The organism is Paenibacillus catalpae, assembly GCF_900112695.1.
GTDB lineage: Bacteria > Bacillota > Bacilli > Paenibacillales > Paenibacillaceae > Pristimantibacillus > Pristimantibacillus catalpae.
On sequence record NZ_FOMT01000001.1, the window covers coordinates 352923 to 374629 of the forward strand.

The window sequence follows — 21707 nt, forward strand, 5'->3', positions numbered from 1 at the left end:
GATGCCCTTGAAGGATATTCCATTGTATAAACAAATCCAGGAAGCTATTAAAAGTCAGATATCACTCGGGAATCTGCGTCCAGGCGACAGAATTCCATCGGAGATAGACTTGGCTGCCCAGTTTCATGTAAGTCTGATGACAACGAAAAATGCCTTAGCCGGTCTTGCGGAGGAGGGTATTGTTGTCCGCTCGAAGGGCAAAGGCACCTTTGTTGCCGGACAAGCTCCCTACAAGCTTTTTTTCCCGGGGGAAGAAGGAAGCGGGATGAAGCTGCAGATTCCGGTAAAGCCGCATCTGATCGGTATGATTATTCCGTCTATGCAGACGAAGGTCGAGCAGAGGCTGCTTGACGCGATTGAGAGTGCTGTCCACGGATTCGGCTATACGCTGGTGATTCGCGTTTCCAGAGGCTGTACCATGAAAGAGCTGCAGTCGCTTGAAGATCTTGGGGCGCTTGGCATCAGCGGACTCATCTTGTTCTCCATTGGGGCACAGCATGAGCGGAGAACAGTTGTGAGAGCAGAGGAGCTCGAGTGTCCCGTTGTTCTAATTGACCGCTATTATACAGACATACCGCTTGTAAGTGTCAGCTCTGATAATCAAGCCGGGGCACGTAAGGCGGTCGCTTATCTGGTCAAAAGAGGGCGCAGCCGGCTCGCCCTGCTGACGCCGCCAATCGAGCATAGCGTTATGGCCGACAGGCTGGCCGGATTCGATTATGCTGTCAGGGAATATGGGATTGAGGAGTCCTCTGTTTTGCGTTATACCGTGCCCTATGAGGTATTTAATGTTTCCAGGAAAGAAGGCGCGGAGCTGGTTGAGCAATGGATGCGGGAGCATCATGCCGGATTCTCCGGTTTAGTAGCAACAGATGTAGAGCTTGCCCGGCTGGCCTATCATGCTTTGAAGCGGATGTACCTGCTATCCGGAAAGCAACTGGTCACTTTCGATGACCCGGAAATTCCGGAGGTGGCGTTTATCCGTCAGAACGAGACGGCGATCGGCAGGAGAGCAGTCTCCTTGCTGATGGACCGCATCCTTCGCGGGGAGCGGCAGCAAGATAGATTTGTTATTCCGACACAGCTGATATTACCCTCATAAAAAGGCGAGGGCAGACCTCATCGTGGTCCGCCTTCGCCTTCTTTGCTTTTATGGATTAACGCGGAAATTATCGAACCTCGTATGATTGTTCATCGTGCGAAGACCAACCTTGCCATGGGTAAACGGATTACTGCTGTTGTCCGTATACGTAATCTTTGGAGTAGTCATATCGTTCACATAGACTTTAATCGTTGTGCCAGAGGCTGTAACCTTCATATGATGCCAGCTTCCTGCCGCAAGTGTTGCCGGCGAAGAGGCGACTGCCGTATAGTTATAATTCATCTTGCCCAAATAGACGCCGTCAGGCTTGATAAAAGCATAATAGCCTTGGATGTAATCCGGATTACTGACCAGGACGGTGCCGTTTGAAGGATTGTTCACCCGCACCAGCATGCCGGCATCCCCGGTAGAGTCGACCAGCTTAATATCCGATTCTACGGTATAGTCCGCCCAACGCTCATTGCCGATTGTTGTTTTACCAAAGCCTCCACCTGCGGAGTCCAGCTCGCCCGAGTTAACGGACCAGCTTCCTTCGAATCTTGTCCAGCCATTATCATTGCCGTCATTAAAGTCATCCAGCAGACTGGTGACCGCATCTCCCCGCGAGAATGTCATGCCCGAGAAGTCAAATTCGCCTTTGACAAATTCGAACCGGAGCTCATGATAGCCGGCTGTCAGGTAAATTCCTTTTTTGCTAGCCGTTGTCCAGCTCTCCCAATCACCGGAGCTTTGCACGCCTACAATACCGGTCAGGTCGGTTGCGCCGTCCCAGACGCGGAAGCTTGCATCCGTGTAAGTCGTGGCAAGGCGCGCATCCAGATCGTAGTAGCCGGTCTCGGCGACATTCACGCGGTATTTGAGCCACTCGCCGGTCTGATTCCATCCGACGACATTTTTGCCTTCCGCTGCAGAGCTGCGGATGTCTACCGCTCCGCTTCGGTAAGCACCGCCGAGGTTCTCCGCGGTTAAGTCATGATAGGCGGTTCCTTCCGCGCCATTCATATAATGAACGGCTTCAATTTTGCCAGGAAGAGGCTTGTATGCATTCCATGCGCTGCTTCCGTTCACTTTATTGCTAAATGCGGTGTAACCGAAGTCGGCATGGGCATCCGTTGTGGTGTATCCGATTTTGCCGCCGCCAAGACCGCTTATGGTCCGGGTTTGCTTCTTCATGCCATCTACATAAACGGTAAAGCTGGCGCCAGCTTTCTCAACGCGGATCTGATGCCATTTGGTGTAATCACAGCCCGAAGGAAGGGCCGCATATTGCCATCCTTGGCTGACGCCTCCAACAACGAAATTCGTCTCCAAGCGGTTCAAGCTTCGGTTCAATACCGCAGCGCCGTAGTTGTTTTCATCCGTGTACGAAAATACAGCGCCGTATACCGGATTAGAGGTGGGGCCTTGCTTAATCTGCTTTGTGTTGAATTCAGCCGTGTAATCAGCTGCGGTACTCGTGCCGGTTACCTGGCGGTAGGTATTCGTGCTGCCAATCGTGTCCTGCCACATCAGCTCCTGATTGTAGATCCCCCATGTTCCGCCGCCGATATTCGACCAGCCGGTTCCGATGGAAGCGCGGTTAAAGCGGTCTTCGAAATCCGCCAGCTCGGGATTTTGCTGAGAAGCCGTTGTTGGACCAAGCACAATCATCTTGTCGCCGTTCCAGACGATGCGGTCAAGATTCATTTTCCGGCCCGGATAGATCAGATTTCCGCCAGAAGCATGGCTGTGATACACCATGAAGTCGGAATCCAGGTCGGGGCCTTTGATCATGCTGTTATGACCTAGTCCGACATTTGAGCCCTCGGTATCAATCAGTACGGGGTTCTGGCTAACCGCGGGTGCAAAGCCGGTAGTTGGGCTGGTACTGGTTGCGTAATCAACCCGGTATGCTGTGCTCCACACATGATTGCCGGTGTAAGTCATATAATATTTGCCGTTGCGTTTGAAGGTTGTCGATCCTTCGGTCCAGCCCGCCATGGATAAACCGGTGCCAACCGCAGCGCCAAAGGCAGTAGGGCTCGTCATCGGACGTGCGTTAATCGTATTGGATCCGGTCGAGTAGAAGTACCATTTGCCGTCATCATCAATATAGACATTGCCGTCGATGCCCATGCCGAGGTTGCCGGTTGCGAGCGTGAAAGGACCGGTTGGACTGGTACTCTGCAGCACATAATGTCCGCCGCCGCCGGGTGAGGTGTACATATAGAACATGCCGTTCCAATAGACCACTTCGGGCGCATATGCAGCCTTGGTAACTGCTTCCGTCGTACACAAGCCGCGGTAGGTCCAATCGGTGAGATTGGCGGAGGACCAAACTTTTACGCCGATCTGATCGTCGACGGTGCTGACATAGAGGTAATAGGTACCGTTAAACTTCAGAATATAAGGGTCGCCTTCGCCGTAGAAATCATTATTTGCCCAATGCCAGGAGTCTGTGATCGCGATAGGATTGCTGTACGCGCTAACCTGAAGCGGCATGAGCATAACGGCAGCGGCAGCGCTTATAATCAGCGTTTTCCATTTCTTCAACTAGTATCATCTCCTTGAATAGTAGGTTGCGAACGCTTTGGTAAGCGTTTTCAAAACGTAGTATAGCAAACGACCGGCATGAGGACTTATATCTAATTAGATATAAAATATATGGCGTTTTTTTGGAGAGGTATAGCCTCTTTGGACGACGAATCGTTAGGACTGACTCGACCAATGCCTTATTTATTATATTTATAATAAATGTTATATTTTTGATATGTAATATAAGCGATGGGCATCATTATCCGAACTCAGGGAGGAACAACGATGGACAATCTTTATATGCGCAAAGAAGGCATTTCCAGAAGAAGCTCAAGCTGGGACCAAACGGGCGGCAATACCGACCATATCAGAATAGACCCGGGAAAAACCAGTGTGATTGCAGATATCGAGGGATCAGGAGTTATCCAGCATATTTGGGTGACAATCGCTTCCTCTGAGAGCCATTATTTCCGGAAGATTGTGCTGCGGATGTATTGGGACGGCGAGCAGGAGCCTAGCGTGGAGGTGCCAATCGGCGATTTCTTTGGTGTTGGGCACGGCGTGGCAAGCCATTATGTCTCATTGCCGCTGAACATGATTACAACGCAAGGAATGATCGAGGATAAAGCGGCGATGAACTGCTTTTTCGAAATGCCTTTTAGCAGCGGTGCTCGGATTGAAATCGAGAATGAATGCGAGAAAGACATCGTCTTTTATTATTATGTAGACTACGTAGAGAAGCCTGTGCCGGAGGATGCATTCCGGTTCCATGCCCAGTTCCGCAGGGAAATGCCCACAAAGGGCCTCATTCATCTGGAAGGTCTGAAGGCAGAGCATGACAAGCAGGATTATGCTTTCTTCGCTAATGACATCGTCAATGCCGTTAAAAATCTCGACGGAGCAGATAATTATATTCTGCTCGAGGCTGAAGGCGAAGGCCATTATGTCGGCTGCAACCTGAGTATCGATAACATTGATCCGATTCCGGGAAACAGCTGGTTTGGCGAAGGAGACGATATGTTCTTCATCGACGATGAGCCGTGGCCTCCAAGGCTTCATGGCACGGGGACAGAGGATTATTTTTGCGCGGCCTGGTGTTATCCTTCGGGTAAATATGACGGTCCGTATCACGGTATTTCGCTTGCCGCACCTGTACAAGGGAATGGCCATGCCTGGACGGAGAAATCGCTTATTCCTACCGAGATGGATTATTCCGGCAAATGGACGACGTACCGGTTCCATATCGTCGATCCGATTATTTTCCGGAAGTCGATACGCTTTGGCATCGAGCATGGGCATGGCAATTGCCAATCGAATGATTACAGCTCGGTTGCTTATTGGTACCAAAGAGAGCCGCATAAGGCTTTTCCTCAAATTCTGCCTGTAGTGCAGCGGCTCCCGCTGTCGGAGCGGGCGAGCATGAGTCGTTTTCTTAAGAGCTTCTGACTATTTGCAGCCAAGGAGTGTATCTGATGAATAAACTACTTCATACTCTTAAACAAACTCCGTTTGAGGAATTGCCTCTTGGGTCCATCCGGCCGTCAGGCTGGCTGAAGGATCAGCTGGAGATTCAGGCGGAAGGCATGACAGGGCATTTGGATGAGTTCTGGAGCCATGTCGGCCCAGACAGCGGGTGGCTGGGCGGTACGGGGGAAAGCTGGGAGAGAGGACCATACTATCTTGATGGCTTGCTCCCTCTTGCTTATCTGTTGGAAGATGAGAGATTGATAGGGAAGGTCAAGCCCTGGATCGAATGGACCCTCGCAAGCGCCAGGAAGGACGGACAGTTCGGTCCATCCTCGAATGATGACTGGTGGAGCCGGATGGTCATGCTGAAGGTGCTTATTCAGCATGCGGAATATACAGGTGATGAACGGGTCGTTCCGTTTATGACGGCCTATTTCAGATATCAGCTGAAGCATCTTCCGGATCGCCCGCTTGCCGATTGGGCGAAGGCAAGGGGCGGGGATAACCTGATCAGCGTGCATTGGCTGTATAACCGCACCGGTGAACCGTTTCTGCTGGAGCTGGCACAATTGCTCGGCGAACAGACCGAGGATTGGAAGGGACTGTACGAGCAGTTCCCGTATTGGTACCGCCAAACGTCATTCGACCACCGTATTCACGTTGTGAACGTGGCGATGTCCTTCAAGCAGCCGGCGCTGCGTTATCTGCAGTCAGGCGATGAGTCGGATAAAGCCGCCGTGTATAATGGGATTCAAGAGGTAATGACCTACCACGGGCAAGTAAACGGAATGTTCTCGGGCGATGAATGGCTGGCCGGCACTCATCCAAGTCAAGGGACGGAGCTGTGCGCGGTCGTCGAATATATGTACTCGTTGGAGCAGCTTGTACGTATTACCGGAGACGGTTATTTCGGGGATGTGTTGGAGAAGGTGGCTTATAACGCGCTGCCTGCCGCAATTAGTCCGGATTGGAAGGTTCACCAGTATGACCAGCAGGCGAATCAGATTATGTGCACACACGCGAAACGGAATTGGACGGAAAATAATAACGATGCCAATCTGTTTGGTATCGAACCGCACTTTGGCTGTTGTACCGCCAATATGCATCAAGGCTGGCCGAAATTCACGGCCAGGCTGTGGATGGCAGCCGCGGACGGCGGACTTGCGGCCATTTCCTATGCGCCTTGCCGCGTGACGGCACGCGTAGGGGCGGATAAGAGTACGAATGCGGTAATCCATGTCGAGACCGCGTATCCGTTCCGGGATACAGTCAACATAAGGGTCGAGCTGAATTCGCCGGAGACGTTTGCGATGAAGCTCAGGATTCCGGTGTGGTGCATGGCGCCAACGCTGCTAATCAACGGTGAGCTTTATCCGCTGCATGCCGTTCAAGGGTTCGCTTCTGTTCACCGTACATGGACGGAGCAGGATGAGCTCGTGCTTACGCTGCCCAAGCAAGCCGCGCTTATCCCGCGCGCAAATGGTGCGGTTGGCGTTCAATATGGACCTATCATGCTGGCTATTCCCGTCAAGGAACATTGGCAGAAGCACCGTACCTACCCGCCATATCATGACTGGGAGCTGTATCCGCAATCGCCGTGGAATTACGGCGTTGAGCTTAATGAGCAGATCATTGCGGATAAAAGCAGAATAACCGAGGACGAGATTGGCAGACAGCCCTTTAAGGCGGAGCATTCCCCGCTGCGCATGCGGGTCCATGCGCGCAGGCTGCCTATGTGGACGATGGAGATGAATTCCGCCGGAACGCCGCCGGTCAGTCCGGTCACTAGCAAAGAGCCAGTAGAGCAAATCGAGCTTGTTCCGTATGGCTGCGCAAGACTGAGAATTGCGGAGTTTCCTGTTCTGCGAGTTTCCGAGTAACGATTCCATTCGCATAAAAAACGGCCTAATCCCTAGCGAAGCAGGGGGATTAGGCCGTTTCCTTTTTTAAGTAGCGAATTCATGAAAGCTGATTATCGGGTTATCGAATCGTGACGCAAAAAATTAATCGGCCTTACTGCGATCCTTATAATACACATTCACCGTAATGTCCTGCTTGTAGTTGCCGAAATGCTTGCCGAACAGGCTTATGCCGCCGCAGTGGCGGGCAGTCTCAAGGGAGGCGAGCTTGAACCGGAAATCCTCGCCCAGCTTTAAGCCTACATCCTTAATGGTCACGTTGGACAGCTTGACGCCGTCAAGAAACGTACCGGATTCCTGGATGGACAAGCTCTTCAGCAGACCGTTCTGCGTACCCAGCTGCCACCAGGCAGGGGTTAGCGCCCCGCGTTTGCTGCCGAAGTCACCCGGACAGGTCCATACGCCAACCTCGATATCATTAATGAAAAAGCTGATGTCGGACGGCCAATTCTCGTTATAGGAGGGAGCTTCGGAGCAAAGCTCTAATGAGATATCCAGCTGCTCGGCCGTTTGGGCGGCATGCAGGTAATTCGGAATCCGGTATTCGACATATCCGCTGCCGAACCACAGATGGGCTGCATTCATCCGTTCCGGATTCGAGAAGTACCTTGGATCATCCACAAGTCCTAATATTTTACTTTCGGAGGCAAGACCGCAGGTTGGCTTCACGGCATAATCCGAGTATTGTCCGATCGGAATCTCTACGGTGTACTTCGTAGCGGCTTCCACGGCAGGATCTGGCGCAACGGAACGAAGCTGCAGAGTAAGGGAATCGATTGCGATCGAGCACATCTTGGGGCTTCCTCTTGTGCCGGACAAGCTTTCGGTCTTGATCAGACCGCCTTCCTCCATCTTCTGAATATGCTTCGTTACGATAGCTGACGACAGCCCAAGCGCCTCGGCAAGTTCTTTGATGCTCATTGGTCCGTTATTTAACAGCTCGATCATTTTGACCCTTGTTTCAGACGAGAAACATTCGAGCATCGTCATATATTTGGTGCTGACTTGTATATGCATGTCAGATTCCTCGCTTTCATTCATCTTCGCTATTATATAACCTAAATGTTAATAAAACAACTTTTTAGTTGACGGTAATCGGATCAGACGATAAAATAAGCAGCAGAAACAGATGTTTTTGTTAATATAACAACTTATTGGTTAACTAATGGAGGCGTGACAGATGACAAACAACTTGCCTAGAGCAGATTACCCGAGACCTCAATTCAACCGTGACGCATGGGAATGCCTGAACGGAGAATGGGAATTTGAATTTGATGATGCCCGTGTTGGCAGCGCGGAGGGCTGGCATACAGGCGGCAAGAGCTTTTCGAAAAGAATTCTGGTGCCGTTCAGCTTCGAAAGCGAGTTAAGCGGCATTGGCGATCCGGCTTTTCATGATGTGGTATGGTACCGAAGAAAGCTTGAGATTCCGAATGCTTTCCAAGGAAAGAGAGTTGTCCTGCATTTCGGCGCTGTCGATTATGAAGCCTCTGTATGGCTGAACGGTCAGCTTGTCGCTTCCCATGAAGGCGGTCATACGCCTTTCCAGGCTGACGTTACAGAAGCCTTGCGTGCAGACGGCGACAACGTGCTTGTTGTCAAAGCTGTCGATTACGGCACGGACGTCTTCCTGCCGCGCGGCAAACAGTTCTGGGAAGAGAAGTCCCGTGCGATCTGGTATACGCGCACGACGGGAATCTGGCAATCCGTCTGGATGGAAGCCGTATCGCCGATTTATCTCCGCAAGGTGAAATATGTGCCAAATATCGATATAAACGAGATTCAGATCCGCTCATTTGTATCCGGATTGGAGCAAGGTGCGAAAAACGTCAGCCTGTCGGTGAAAATTTCTTTTGCTGGCGAGGTTGTGACGGAGGATACTTATCAGGTTCGCGCGGGCGAGGAAAGCCGTAAAATCAAGCTCAGCGGATTAAATGACCACGACATGGACCGCTTCTGGCGTCCGGAACGTCCTAATCTGTATGATGTGGAATACGTGCTGTCGGTAGATGGCGCTGAGGTTGACCGCGTAACCAGTTACTTCGGCATGCGCAAAATCTCGCTGGAGAACGGCAAGTTTAATCTGAACAACCGTCCGTACTTCATGAAGCTTGTACTCGACCAAGGCTACTTCCCTGACGGTAATCTGACGCCTCCTTCGGATGAAGCGATTAAGCAGGATGTCGTGCTGATGAAGGAGATGGGCTTTAACGGTGCGCGCAAGCATCAGAAGGTAGAAGACCCGCGCTTCCTGTACTGGTGCGACCGGCTTGGCCTTATCGTATGGGGCGAGATGGCCAATGCTTATGACTACTCCGAGGAGTATTCGCGCCGCATTACGAAGGAATGGCAGGAAGCGATTGATCGCGACTACAACCATCCATGTATTGCCGTATGGGTACCGCTGAACGAAAGCTGGGGCGTTCCGAACATTCAGATCGATGTTCGTCAGCAGCAGCATGCGCTTGCGATGTACCATCTGACGAAGTCGCTGGATACAACCCGTCTTGTCATCTCGAATGACGGCTGGGAAATGGTCGCAACGGATCTGTACAACATCCATGATTATGAGTGGAGACGCGAGGTGCTTGAGGAGCGTTATGGTAGCGTTGATAAAGCCGTTTCCGCAATGCCGGCTAACCGCCGCCTTAGCGTAGCAGGCTACAAGTACGACGGACAGCCGATCCTTATTACGGAGTTTGGCGGTATTGCCTACAAGAAAAGCGACTGGGAGGGCTGGGGCTACTCCGGCGCGGAAAACGACGAGGACTTCCTCGAGCGTCTGCGCAACGTGATTCAGCCGCTTATCTTCTCCGGCGTAGTTCAAGGCTACTGCTATACGCAGCTGACCGACGTCGAACAGGAAATTAATGGCCTCCTCACGTACGATCGCAAGCCGAAAGTGCCGCTTGAACTGATCAAAGCAATCAACGACGGCAAATAATCGAAGCCCATTGACAAAGCCCGGACAGCATGAGAACGATCTCCCTGCTGCCTGGGCTTTTACATTTAGGCGGGCAGGACATTTTTCAAGCATCTATAAATATGTCCATTCGTTCTAAAAAAGGGACATGGGCGCGCTATTCCCCGCCAGCTAGAATGAGTATCAGAAAGAACGACACACACATTCTAGGGGGAAGCGAAAGATGAAAAAATCGATCAAGCTCTTAGGTACATCTTTAATCGCACTTAGCCTTGTTGCAGCAGCAGGTTGTGGAAGCAACGGCAATAACGGCGGCAACGATACAGGCGGCAGCAGCCAGACAAATACGAATGAGGCTGCGGGAAACAGTGGAGACGCAAAAGCGGAGAAAGCCGACATCCTGTTCTGGACGCCATTCTCCGGCGCTGACGGCGAATTTATGAAGAAGATTGTAGAGAAATACAACTCTTCGCAGGACACGTACAAAGTGAAGCTCGTTATTCAGCCAAACGGCGAATACTACAAGCTGCTTGACGTAGCGCTGAGCGCAGGCAAAGACCGTCCGGACCTGGCAATCATGCACGTGGATCAAATCCCGACTTATGTGAATAAAGACCAGCTTCAACCAATGGACGATCTGGCATCGGCAGCAGCTATCAATAAAACCGACTATGTAGAAGCACCGGTGAACTACGAGACAATCGACGGCAAATGGTACGGCATTCCGCTCGATATTCACCCCCTCGTCATGTACTACAACAAAGATTTGTTCGATAAAGCCGGCATTGCGGCTCCGCCAACTAACCGTGCTGAATTCGAGTCGGCGGCAGAGAAGCTGACGGACAAATCGAAGGGCACTTACGGCTATGTCGTGCCAACGCTCTGGCCGCAGCAATTTATCTTCCCGACGCTTGTGTGGCAAAATGGCGGCGATCTGTGGAACGGTACAGACGTAGCTTACAACTCTCCTGAAGCCGTTGAGATGGTGCAATGGATGCGCAGCCTTGTGGACAAAGGCGTCTCCCCGGGCAATGTTCAGCAGGACGGCGAGAATACCCTGTTCCTGCAAGGCAAGAACGCGATCCAGTTTAACGGTCCTTGGATGAAAGGACAATTTGACGAAGCGGGAATTAATTACGGTGTAGCACCGGTTCCGCAAATCGGCAAAGCGAAACAAGCGGTATATGCAGGCTCCCATAACTTCGTATTGCCTAAGGGTGTAACGGATGCAAATGTAGTTAAAGGCATCGGCGACTTCGTGAAATATGTATCGACCAACTCGATGGATTGGGCGGCTTCCGGCCAGGCACTGGCTTCCAAGCCAATGCTGGAAAGCGCGGAATTCAAGGCTCTTGATATGCAAAGCAATGTTGCGAAATCGTTCGGTTATGTCCAATTCGCGCCTAACGTACTGAACTGGGCAACGATCTCCGATCCGATCTGGGGCGAACTGAGCAACGCGCTGCTTGGCAAGAAGGACGCTCAAAAAGCGATGGACGATGCGGTAGCGAAGTCCAGACAAGCAATGAAAAAATAATCCGTTAAGTTGTAAAGAAGGAGGAGGCGCATGAGCTGGCCTCTTCCTTCTCTATTTTCACCTTTAACCAGAAATGGAGGAGCTGCGATTGGTTAAGAGCACTTTGCAATCCCGCTTAACGTCAACCTTGTTCGTACTGCCGTATTTGCTCAGCTTTTGCGCTTTTCTGCTGATTCCGATTTTGTACGGCGTCTATATTTCATTCCATGATTTCGAGCTTTTGTCGGATTCGCATACATTTGTTGGCTTTGATAATTACATCAAAATCTTCACGCCAGGCACTTATTTGTTTGATCAATTTACGACGGGTTTATGGAACACGCTTCAGTTCGTGCTGTATTCGGTTCCGCTTCTGGTTGTCCTTGGACTTGCGCTTGCGATGCTGCTGAATCAGCTGCCGAAGCGGATTCGCGGACTGTTCCGTACTTTTTATTTCATGCCGTATGCGATTTCCGGCTCGGTTATGGCTGTTATCTGGCTCATGATGTTTGACACAAATGCCGGCTTTCTTAACGGATTGCTGGCTAAGCTGCATATCGATCCGGTAGCCTGGCTGACGGATTTGCCATGGGTGTGGGTATCTCTCGTTCTCACGACGCTGTGGTGGACAATTGGCTTTAACATGATTATTTTCACGAATGCACTGAACGAAGTGCCCGAGGATTATTATGAGGCGGCTTCGATTGACGGGGCGAATGCATGGAGAAAGTTTGTCAGCATTACGCTGCCGTCGATTCGTCCGGTTATGCTGTTTATCATTATTACTTCAACGATTGCATCGTTTAACGTCTATGCGCAGCCGTTCCTGCTCACGCGTGGCGGGCCTGGCGACAGTACCAAGGTGCTGCTCATGAACGTGCTGGACGAAGCATTCAAAGGCAAACAGGTTGGTTCGGCTTCGGCAATGGCGATTATGATGGCCGTTATTATCATTATTATCTCGGCTGTTCAATACAAGATCGCTTACGGAAGAAAGGAGTAGGAAGCATGAAAAAAACTTTGCTCATTTTTGTTGCTGTCATCCTTGCGGTTATTTTCCTGCTTCCTCTGATCTGGATGTTGTCCACTTCCTTCAAGAATGACTTCGAAGCACTCGCCGGACAGTTGAGTTTAATTCCGAAGAAGCCTACGTTCGAGAACTATTTGGACGGGTTAAAAGGCAATCTGATGAATGTTCCGATTACGCGCTGGATTGCGAACTCTTTATTCGTTGGCGCTGCGGGTACGGCAATCGTCCTGTTATTTTCCTCCATGGCGGCATTTGCGCTTGCCCGTTTGCAGGATTTGCCGCTTAGGAAGCTGATGTTCCCGATGTTTATCGGGTCGATGATGATTCCGGGCGTATTAACCTTCCTGCCGATGTATATGGAATTTAACACGCTTGGCTGGATTAATACGTATGCGGCCCTCATTTTCCCTTATTCGTCGGGCGCGTTTGGCGTATTTCTTCTGTTTCAGTTTTTCACCGCGTTTCCGAAGGAAATTGAAGAAGCAGCCCGGATTGACGGCGCGAACAAGTGGCAGATTTATTCGCGGATTTTGCTGCCGGCTTCGGTATCCATTATGGTGACGCTTGCGATCTTTACGTTTATGAGCATTTACAATGATTTTGTATGGCCGCTGTATTCAACAACATCGCCGGAGATGCGCACCATTACAGCCGGCATAGCCATGATGGCGCAAGGCAGCTACACGCAGGCATACGGCAAGCTGATGTCGATGACGGTTATCGCGACGCTGCCGGTATTCATCATCTTTATCATTGGCCAGCGTTCGTTCGTCAAAGCGATTACGCAAGCCGGCGTAAAATAGGTCGTGCAGCAATAGCTTACGAAGTACGAATCGCCACATATGATTGTTGATAAGCCGTATGTGTAGGAGGTAATCCGAAATTGAACCCAAAACGATGGTCTGTCCTGACAGCAGCTGTGCTGCTGGTCGCGGCAGCCGCTATAGGAGTGTGGGCAATGAAAGATAACGCGAATGAAGAAAGCGGAATTGCAGCCGATTACAACGGACATGGCGGTACCTTTAAAAATACACTTGCAGAGATCGATACTCCCGACCCGGCTGTTGTGTATAAAGACGGCTACTACTATATGACCTTTACGCATAATGGCGCGGATGTCATGGTCATGAAATCACGCACGATCGACTTCAAGCAGGCCGAGCGAAAGGTTGTCTGGTATCCGGACATAGGCACAAATTACTCGGCAGAGCTGTGGGCACCGGAAATCCAGTTCCTGCAGGGGAAATGGTATATCTATTTTGCAGCAGACGACGGCCTGAATGAAAATCACCGGATGTTTGTACTGGAAGCTGACACGGATGATCCGATGGGCAGCTATACGTTCAAAGGCCAAGTGACCGACGACAGCAACAAATGGGCGATTGACGGTCTCGTTATGGAGCTCGGCAGCAAGCTTTATTTTGTCTGGTCCGGCTGGGAAGGCGACATCAATGTGCAGCAAAATACGTATATCGCGCCAATGAGCGATCCGCTTACGATTAGCGGTCCGCGTGTTCTGCTGTCCGAACCGGATCTCGAATGGGAGAAAGCCGGAGGCCCTCCTTATATTAATGAAGGACATTCGATTCTTCATCATAATGGGCAGGTTCATATCGTGTACTCAGGCGCTGGCAGCTGGTCGCCGTTTTATGCGCTTGGCATGCTGTCGCTGAAGGAAGGCTCTGATCCGCTGACAGCCTCGAACTGGACGAAATCACAAGAGCCGATTCTGAAGATGGATGAAGAGGCGGGCGTCTACGGTCCCGGTCATAATTCCTTCGTTTCCTCGCCCGACGGCACGGAGCAGTGGATCGTCTACCACGCAACAACCGCGCCGACGGATGGCTGGGGCAACCGTAAAGCGCGTGCCCAGAAGCTGGAGTGGGATGAAGCAGGCAACTTGCAGATCGGTAAGCCGTTAAGTCTGGATACGGCAATTGAGGTTCCTTCCGGGACAGGCGTCTTCAAGGCGGCAACGACTTCAGCGGATGTAAGCTTTGATCTTATACCTTCCACTATTCATACGAATGCTCCGGTCCTGATTCATTATCGGAATGATACGGGCAAAACGCTTCAAGCGAGCGTAAGTGTCAACGGTGAACAAGCTGCCGCTATCGAGCTGCCGCAGGCGGCAGGCACGGGCTATGCTTATGCCGATATCGCTCTTGGAGCCGGAATGAATGAAGTTCATATTGCTATTGATGGCGGTCAAGGAATGATTGAAGCCATGGAGCTCCCAAGATATGAAGCGGAATATGCAGCGGTAGGAGCGTTAGGTGAAGCAGAGGAGAATTTGTTTGCTTCAGGCGGCGGCAAAGTTGTCATTACGGCGGGCGAAGGCGAAGCTGTACGTTTTGCGAATGTTCGGGTGCCGGTAAGCGGGAGCTATGAAGTCCGGTTAAGCGTAGCGAATTCCTCCGGCAGCGATGCGGAGCTTCAAATCCGCGCGGAAGGCGGCAAAGGGAAAGCAGAAAGGGTTATTTTCCCATCAGGAAAACGCAACAATTACCAGACACAATCGGTCACATTGCAATTGAAGGCAGGCCGGAACGCCCTTATACTGGAGAATGCGACTGCAGAAGTGCATGTCGATTATATGGACATCTCGAGAAGTTCCGCACAATAGGACAACTTTCGAAGTAAGAATTGTGAAGCCATTCTTCTGAGCTCAAGTTTCAAAGCAGGAATTGCTCAATTCTTTTTAGGAGGCGCTGGTCATGAGAAGCTTGTCCTTTCGATCTTTTGTGATACTAACAGGTATAGCGGCAAGCCTTACCTTGACTGGCTGCAGTCAACAGCATATAGAAGCAGCGGTTACCGCTGACCCTAAAGGATCCACCATCCAGCTTAATTATTGGACCCCCTTCAGCGGGGGAGATAATTTATTTATGACCGAGATGGTGGATCAGTTTAATCAAGAGCATGAAGATATTCAAGTCATCCAGATGAACTCAAGGCTGGACGATTATTACTCGAGGCTCAGAACCGCGATCCTATCCGGCAATGCGCCGGATGTCGCCATTATTCATGCGAGCTCTCTGCCCCAGTTTGTACAGAACGGTTACATTGAAGATTTATCCGGGCCTGCGAAGGAAGCGGGGCTGGATTGGAACGTATATAACAAAGCAGGTATGAAAGCAGTGTCTTTCCAGGGCAAACCTTATGCGGTACCGATGGATACCCATATGCTGGTCATGTATTACAATAAGACGTTTCTGGAGCAGGCTGGTGTTTTGGATGAGAACGGCAAACCGGTGCTGGAGGCCGGAGAAGCTGGCTTTACTCATTTTCTGAAGCAGATCAAACAAGCCGTGCCAAGTGATGTCGCCCCGCTCGCACAGCCTAGCACGCGTATCGATTCGGTCTGGCTGTGGTGGAGCTTGTATAACCAGATTCAAGGCGGAGGAAAGTTCTATCGTGAAGATGGCACACAAACGGTGCTTAATAATCCGGCAGCCCTGAAGGCTCTAAATTACGTGGATAGTCTGTATAAAAATAAGCTTATACCTCCCAATATACCGGACGCCTTCAAGCTCTTTAATGAGGGAAAAGCCGCGGTTCTTATTACCGGCGTCTGGGCAACCGGCGCACTGGAGAAAAATGAACAGCTGAGCTTTGGCGTTGTTCCGCTGCCGACGATTTATGATAAGCCCGCAGCATGGGCGGACTCTCACACGCTGGCTATTCCGTCGCAGCATGACATGCCGCAGGAGAAACGGGAAGCTGCGATGATCTTTATGAAATGGCTGGCCGAGCATGGTGCCAAATGGGCGGAAGCCGGCCATATTCCGAGCATTAGCGCGGTTATGGACACGGAAGCCTTCCAATCGCTTGATTACCGCAGCGACTATGCGGCAGCCGCGAATTCGGTTGCCTTCTGGCCAAAGCATACCAAGCAGCATAGCTTTATCGAAGATATTATTCGTCAGTTCGAGAAGATGATATACGACCAGCAGTCGCCGGAGCAGGCGCTTCAAGCAACCGAGAAGCAGATTAATCAAGAGCTGTCGAAGTAGGCGGGGTGAGCAATGATGACACGACTTAGACGCGTACAGCAATGGTTCAAAAATCTGGCTCTCGCACGCAAGCTGATTCTGGTTAATGTGTTTCTGATTGTTGTTCCGCTTGGGGTCATCGGAGCATGGTCGTTCTCCATATTTGCATCCAAGATGGAAGAACAGGTCGGCAAGTATCAGCTGCAAATGCTGAAGCAAGTAACGCTGAATATCGACACCTATATGAATGAGCTAAACCGGCTGTCGCTGATGCCTTATCAATATCAGGAGATTCTGGATTTTCTAGGGACGTCCAGAAAGCCCGGAGAAGCATTGTCCTTGCAGGAAATTGATGATTTGAACAGCTTTGTATCCAAAGTGTTCTTGAATGGCCGCGTCGATATTATGGGTATTTCCTTGTTTGGCGAGCATGGGGCATCGTATGTGGTGCTGCCGGAAAGCCAATATATGACGACCTATCAGCTTGGCGGCAATACGGAGTGGCTGGAGAAGGCGAAGGGCCGATTCGGCCAGCCGACGTTTATTACGACACATGAAGTGAAGTCAACGAGCGGCACCGTGTATCAGGTGTTCTCGATCGCCCGGGAGCTGAGGAGCTTTGACAGCGGAGACACGCTTGGTTATATCGTTATTGATATAGATCCGGCAGCCGTACGCAAGCTGCTCTCGCAGGTCAGTCTGGGCAGCAAGGAATCGCTCTATATGACGGACAGTGCCGGAGATCTGGTGCTGCGCAAGGAAAAAACGGCGATTTATCCGGTTATTGACGGCTTGTCGGAGGAAGGCGTCTCTCATCACACGGTGGACGGGAAGAGCCTGCTCGTTGCCCATATCAGCTCGGAGGTAACCGGCTGGACCACCGTTGGCGTTGTACCGGTATCGGAGCTGATGAAAGACAGCTTGGTGGTCCGCAACTCCATTATTCTGATCGGCGGGATATGTATTGGTCTTGCCGTGTTGATTTCCGTCTTTATCGCTTTCCGGATCACAAGTCCGCTCAGGATGCTGCGTACCTTGATGCGCAAGGTGGAGCGGGGGGACCTGAAGGTTTCTTTTCCGGTCCAGCAGTGGGATGAGGTTGGTCAGCTAGGGAGTGCCTTTAATATGATGGTGTCGCATCTGAGTGAGCTTGGTTATCGTCTCTATGAAACGGAAATCAGGGAGAAGGATGCCGAGATCGCAGCGCTGCAGAGCAAGATTAATCCTCATTTTCTATACAATACGCTTGGTTCGATCTCCATGTATGCCGAAGTGGAAGGCAACCGGGAGGTCGTGACGATGACGAATAATTTAAGCCGCCTGCTCCGTTATTCGTTAAGCGGCCGCAAGGAAATTGTGACGCTCCGCGATGAGCTGGATCATGTTCAGGGTTATATGACGATTCAGAAAATGCGCTATGACGACCGGATTGACTTCCGGCTTCAGGTGGACGAATCCCTGTACAGCTGTCCGGTTATTCCGCTTATGATTCAGCCAATCGTAGAGAATGCCATTAATCACGGGCTTGACAAAGGAATCGGCGAAGGCCGGATTCAGCTGTCCTGTTATCAGGAGCTTGGGATGTTGATGATAGTAGTTGAGGATGACGGTATCGGCATGACCAGCGAGCAGCTTGGCGCCATGCGTCAGCGACTGGATAAAATTCATGATCTCGGAGGCACATCCGGCAACGGCTTGATGAATGTGCACCGCAGAATCCGGCTGCATTATGGCGAGCAATACGGCCTGCAGCTGGAAAGTATGCCTTTCCAGGGACTTAAGGTCATCCTTACGATGCCCATCGCTTATTCTATGACTGGTTAGGGAGGAGACGCGTGTATGCCAAACATTCTGATTGTTGATGATGAGGCGATATTCCGCAGGGGACTGCGCAAAATCATTGAGTCCTCTTCCGGCAGCTGGCAGGTAGCAGGCGAAGCCAAAGACGGGTATGAAGCACTGGAGATGGTCGAGAGTATTAAGCCCGACGTGCTTCTCACGGATATCCGGATGCCCAGGATGGACGGGCTGCAGCTGATCCAAATCGCGAAGGAGCGTTTTCCGAAGCTGCTTGTTATTGTGCTGAGCGGATTTGATGAATTTACTTATTTGCAGCAATCGCTGCGGCATGGCGTCCGGGATTATTTGATGAAGCCTGTGGAGCGGGAAGAGCTGTTCAAGACGCTGGATAAGCTCGAAACGGAGCTCGCAGCACCGCAGCCTGCCATTGAGCTGTATGCAGCGGAGACGGCAGATGCCCGGATAATCCGCCAGCATGTGAGCGAACATCTGGTAGCGGGGCTGCTCAAGGGACATGTGAATGAGACGGATCTCGCGCTGCTCGCAAGAATTGGCGTTACGTTCCGAGAGCCGCATTTCGCCTGCATGATTATTAAGCTGGACAAGGATCTGCTTGATAAGGAACGTTATGAGAAAGCCGATCCAAGCTTGTTCCAGCTGTATATTCAGCAGATCGTCCAGGAGCTGCTGGACCAGCGGGCCAAAGGCTTTTCGTTTATTCTATCCGAGACGGAAGTTGTTGCTCTCGTTAATCTGGCTGGTCAACCGGAGACGGCAGATCCGCTGTTCGAGCTGTCGGAAACGATCCGCAGACGGATGATCTCCTTATCGAGGCTGACGGTTACGATTGGGATCGGGAGAACGGTTGCCGGAATCAAGGAGGTTCCGCAATCGTTCCAGGAAGCGAAGATCGCCCAGCTTCACCGGCTGATCGTAGGCGGTGACCGTGTGATCAGCTATGCACGGATCAAGCAAGACGGTGAGGAGCTGGCATGGAGCTCGTCGCCGGAGCTGCGGATTGATCTCATCGAGTCAGCCATTCAGGAAGGGAAGCCTGAGAGTACCAAACAATACGCGGCCTCCTTTATTACCTGTCTATGCTCGCAGGCCAAGAGTCCGGAGGTTATTCATCAGCAGATCTGCAAGCTGCTTATTCATGGCTACGAGGAAGCAGAGAAGCTGGAGCTTACGCACAGCTGGCTTGGTGAACGGAGCATTCAGGCTGTATTGCTGGAGATCTGTTCTCTGAACTCCCGCACCGAGCTTATCGACTGCTGCAGCTCGTATTTAGGCAAGCTGGCCGAATGTATTGCGCGAGGGCAACGAAATTCCGATCGTGATCCAATCGATAAGGTCATCCGGTATGTGAATCAGCATTATCAGGAGCCGCTGTCTTTAACGCAAGTAGCGGAGCAGGTCTATCTGAATCCGGCTTATCTGTCGACATTGTTCAAGCAGCGGACAGGCACTTCACTAGTGGAGTATTGGACGGATCTTAGAGTGACGGAGGCGAAGAAGCGGCTTGTCTCATCCAACGAAAAGGTAACGATTATTGCCGAGAGCACCGGCTTTGGCAACATCCGCCATTTCAACCGCGTGTTCAAAAGCGTTACCGGCCTTGCCCCGATTGACTATCGGGAGCAGGCAAGGTCAGTGAAGGTATAGATCTTAAACAGCCAGAAGAGCAGGCTTAGTTCTTCTGGCTTTTTTATGGAGGGATGGATCTTCGGCAACCGCAACTAATAGGATCTCATTACGTCTTTATTATGGGATTATTTGGGGGGGAGGCTATTGCTTGTCTAAAAAGTCAAAAATGACGGTTCTCTTCGCAATCGCTGTTATATTCATATGTTCATGTATAGTGATCAGACGTAGTGGTGAAAAAGGAATGGAGAGAGCCGCACTCTCTCTACATCAGCCTATGACAACGATTGCTCAAGTGGAAAAGCTGGATAAAAACGATGCGATAGTCTTTTATGAATGGATAAATACGGGCGAAGAGTACTTTGGAATGGCAAGAGTGAAGAAAAATCTATTCGGTTGGCATTTTGTAGGCGGTTCAACTTCTGCGGAATCAAAATATCATAAGTTTGGCTGGTCTTATAGTGACCTTGAGGGGGCGACGCTGAATTATAAGGGAATATATTATGGGAAAATATTTGACCCGGAGATTGAGCGGATGACGCTCAAGAGTAGAGCAGGAAGCGAATATTCCTGTCAAATTATCCAATATCGAGCTGGTGAAAGATTCTGGTTCATTCTGACAGATAAAGTAGAGCAGTCGGATTCCGTTGTTATTGCACGTTCCCAAGACGGTGAGATTCTGGGGCAATATCCGAGCTTCTGAAAACCTGGCGATCCGTTTGATTACACAATTTAAATTTTATGATCAGCGCTACACGCGGCCTGACGATGTGAACTCGGAGATCGATTTGTATTTCCCTGTTCGGCCGAAAGCATAATCCGAACCGGATACCTTTATGCCAAAGACTGCTTATTTTCTTAAGCAGTCTTTTTGTTTGTCCTAATATTTCGCTAGAAGCTGATTCATCTTGGAGACGGTTTGCTCATCGGCCGGAAGGTTAACCGTGACGGTTAAATGGGGCGAATCCGATACTGCAAAAGAAATCTGGTTAAAAATTAATAGTCCGGCTTCCGGATGATAATTGATTTTCTCCCCTTCCGGGCCGCTCAGCACGTCATGCTGCGGCCACCACTCCCGGAAATCATCACTCGCCAGCTGAAGCTCGTTAATCATCTCCATCCACCACGGATCTCCCGGGAATTTGCCGTATGCGGCACGGAAAATGGCGAGGCGATGTCTGGCATGTTTTTCCCAATTCTCCTGAAGCAGCTGCCGGACGTTTGGTGACAGGAAGGTGCGCCATACGGTATGGCGTTCCCGTTCCGGCATTTTATCATAAGGACCGTAGATTGTATTTGCAGCCTTATTCCAGGCTTTAACAATCAATCGCTGATCGGTAACATAAGCAGGGCTTGCTCCTTGATGATCAAGGAAGCTTTGCAAGGATTCACTGATTATATCCTCTTCGTTACTTAAATCCGCAGGCAGCTGCGGGAGAGCAAGCAGAAACAGATGCTTACGTTCATCGGTGCCTAGCTGGAGTGCGCGGCTGATGCTATCCAGTACCTGCGCGGATACCTGGATAGGACGGGCTTGCTCCAGCCACGTATACCAGTCGATACTAACCCCTGCCAGCAAAGCCACTTCCCCTCGTCTGAGTCCAGGCGTCCGGCGACGTCCGCTTCCGGGTAATCCAGCCTGTTCGGGAGACAGTCGGGCCCGCCGCGTCCGCAGAAACTGCGCCAGCTCTATTAATCTTACGGAGTCATCCATATTCCCGCTCCTCTTTTCCTTATTTCGTTGGCCGAATATCTATCATAGGAGAACAACTCCTAGGATAAGGCCTCATCTTAATC

Annotated in this window: 15 protein-coding genes; 12 read left to right on the forward strand and 3 right to left on the reverse strand. The window is 50.9% G+C overall.

Annotation, left to right across the window (positions count from 1 at the left end):
• Positions 1–22: 22 nt before the first annotated feature.
• On the forward strand, positions 23–1102 hold the full coding sequence (locus BM200_RS01180) for a GntR family transcriptional regulator (RefSeq protein WP_175532698.1): 1080 nt from the start codon (positions 23–25) through the stop codon (positions 1100–1102).
• 48 nt (positions 1103–1150) lie between these two features.
• On the opposite strand, the gene BM200_RS01185 is transcribed toward BM200_RS01180, so the two are convergent.
• Entirely contained in the window at positions 1151–3634 is a 2484-nt protein-coding gene (locus BM200_RS01185) for a family 43 glycosylhydrolase (RefSeq protein WP_245772846.1), read from the reverse strand.
• Positions 3635–3901: 267 nt separating this feature from the next.
• Between BM200_RS01185 and BM200_RS01190 the strand changes: the two genes are divergently transcribed.
• Together BM200_RS01190 and BM200_RS01195 are read left to right on the forward strand one after the other, a co-directional pair.
• The gene (locus BM200_RS01190; protein ID WP_091180395.1) at positions 3902–5062 is read left to right on the forward strand and encodes a glycoside hydrolase family 172 protein; all 1161 of its coding nucleotides are present in this window, start codon (positions 3902–3904) and stop codon (positions 5060–5062) included.
• A gap of 26 nt (positions 5063–5088) precedes the next feature.
• A complete protein-coding gene (locus BM200_RS01195; protein ID WP_091180397.1) occupies positions 5089–6963 on the forward strand; it encodes a beta-L-arabinofuranosidase domain-containing protein in 1875 nt (624 codons plus the stop codon).
• A 123-nt stretch (positions 6964–7086) separates the two neighbouring features.
• Here BM200_RS01195 and BM200_RS01200 read toward each other — a convergent pair whose 3' ends face one another.
• The gene (locus tag BM200_RS01200; RefSeq protein ID WP_091180400.1) at positions 7087–8019 is read right to left on the reverse strand and encodes an ArsR/SmtB family transcription factor; all 933 of its coding nucleotides are present in this window, start codon (positions 8017–8019) and stop codon (positions 7087–7089) included.
• A gap of 163 nt (positions 8020–8182) precedes the next feature.
• Here BM200_RS01200 and BM200_RS01205 point away from each other — a divergent pair, with 163 nt between their 5' ends.
• The 9 genes from BM200_RS01205 to BM200_RS01245 all read left to right on the forward strand — a co-directional run bounded on the left by BM200_RS01205 (position 8183) and on the right by BM200_RS01245 (position 20613).
• Positions 8183–9946 (forward strand): glycoside hydrolase family 2 protein, encoded by a 1764-nt coding sequence (locus BM200_RS01205; RefSeq protein ID WP_091180402.1) that lies wholly within the window; start codon positions 8183–8185, stop codon positions 9944–9946.
• A 202-nt stretch (positions 9947–10148) separates the two neighbouring features.
• The gene (locus BM200_RS01210) at positions 10149–11462 is read left to right on the forward strand and encodes an ABC transporter substrate-binding protein (RefSeq protein WP_091180405.1); all 1314 of its coding nucleotides are present in this window, start codon (positions 10149–10151) and stop codon (positions 11460–11462) included.
• A gap of 88 nt (positions 11463–11550) precedes the next feature.
• Positions 11551–12444: a carbohydrate ABC transporter permease gene (locus BM200_RS01215; protein ID WP_091180407.1), complete on the forward strand. Its 894-nt coding sequence runs from the start codon at positions 11551–11553 to the stop codon at positions 12442–12444.
• Between the two features lie 5 nt (positions 12445–12449).
• Positions 12450–13274 (forward strand): carbohydrate ABC transporter permease, encoded by an 825-nt coding sequence (locus BM200_RS01220; protein ID WP_091180410.1) that lies wholly within the window; start codon positions 12450–12452, stop codon positions 13272–13274.
• Positions 13275–13354: 80 nt separating this feature from the next.
• Complete coding sequence (locus BM200_RS01225) at positions 13355–15097, forward strand: family 43 glycosylhydrolase (RefSeq protein ID WP_091180413.1); 1743 nt, start codon at positions 13355–13357, stop codon at positions 15095–15097.
• Between the two features lie 91 nt (positions 15098–15188).
• Positions 15189–16487, forward strand: a complete 1299-nt coding sequence (locus tag BM200_RS01230) for an ABC transporter substrate-binding protein (protein WP_091180415.1) — start codon at positions 15189–15191, stop codon at positions 16485–16487.
• Positions 16488–16499: 12 nt separating this feature from the next.
• Entirely contained in the window at positions 16500–18290 is a 1791-nt protein-coding gene (locus BM200_RS01235) for a cache domain-containing sensor histidine kinase (protein ID WP_245772847.1), read from the forward strand.
• Between the two features lie 15 nt (positions 18291–18305).
• A complete protein-coding gene (locus BM200_RS01240) occupies positions 18306–19931 on the forward strand; it encodes a response regulator (RefSeq protein WP_091180418.1) in 1626 nt (541 codons plus the stop codon).
• Between the two features lie 130 nt (positions 19932–20061).
• Positions 20062–20613: a hypothetical protein gene (locus BM200_RS01245; protein WP_091180422.1), complete on the forward strand. Its 552-nt coding sequence runs from the start codon at positions 20062–20064 to the stop codon at positions 20611–20613.
• Between the two features lie 177 nt (positions 20614–20790).
• Here BM200_RS01245 and BM200_RS01250 read toward each other — a convergent pair whose 3' ends face one another.
• The gene (locus BM200_RS01250) at positions 20791–21624 is read right to left on the reverse strand and encodes a helix-turn-helix transcriptional regulator (RefSeq protein WP_091180425.1); all 834 of its coding nucleotides are present in this window, start codon (positions 21622–21624) and stop codon (positions 20791–20793) included.
• Positions 21625–21707 lie beyond the last annotated feature (83 nt).

Coding starts and splice junctions, on each gene's coding strand:
- BM200_RS01205 (WP_091180402.1), top strand. CDS start 8,183: ATGACAAACAACTTGCCTAGAGCAGATTACCCGAGACCTCAATTCAAC.
- BM200_RS01250 (WP_091180425.1), bottom strand. CDS start 21,624: ATGGATGACTCCGTAAGATTAATAGAGCTGGCGCAGTTTCTGCGGACG.
- BM200_RS01195 (WP_091180397.1), top strand. CDS start 5,089: ATGAATAAACTACTTCATACTCTTAAACAAACTCCGTTTGAGGAATTG.
- BM200_RS01200 (WP_091180400.1), bottom strand. CDS start 8,019: ATGCATATACAAGTCAGCACCAAATATATGACGATGCTCGAATGTTTC.
- BM200_RS01210 (WP_091180405.1), top strand. CDS start 10,149: ATGAAAAAATCGATCAAGCTCTTAGGTACATCTTTAATCGCACTTAGC.
- BM200_RS01230 (WP_091180415.1), top strand. CDS start 15,189: ATGAGAAGCTTGTCCTTTCGATCTTTTGTGATACTAACAGGTATAGCG.
- BM200_RS01190 (WP_091180395.1), top strand. CDS start 3,902: ATGGACAATCTTTATATGCGCAAAGAAGGCATTTCCAGAAGAAGCTCA.
- BM200_RS01235 (WP_245772847.1), top strand. CDS start 16,500: ATGATGACACGACTTAGACGCGTACAGCAATGGTTCAAAAATCTGGCT.
- BM200_RS01220 (WP_091180410.1), top strand. CDS start 12,450: ATGAAAAAAACTTTGCTCATTTTTGTTGCTGTCATCCTTGCGGTTATT.
- BM200_RS01240 (WP_091180418.1), top strand. CDS start 18,306: ATGCCAAACATTCTGATTGTTGATGATGAGGCGATATTCCGCAGGGGA.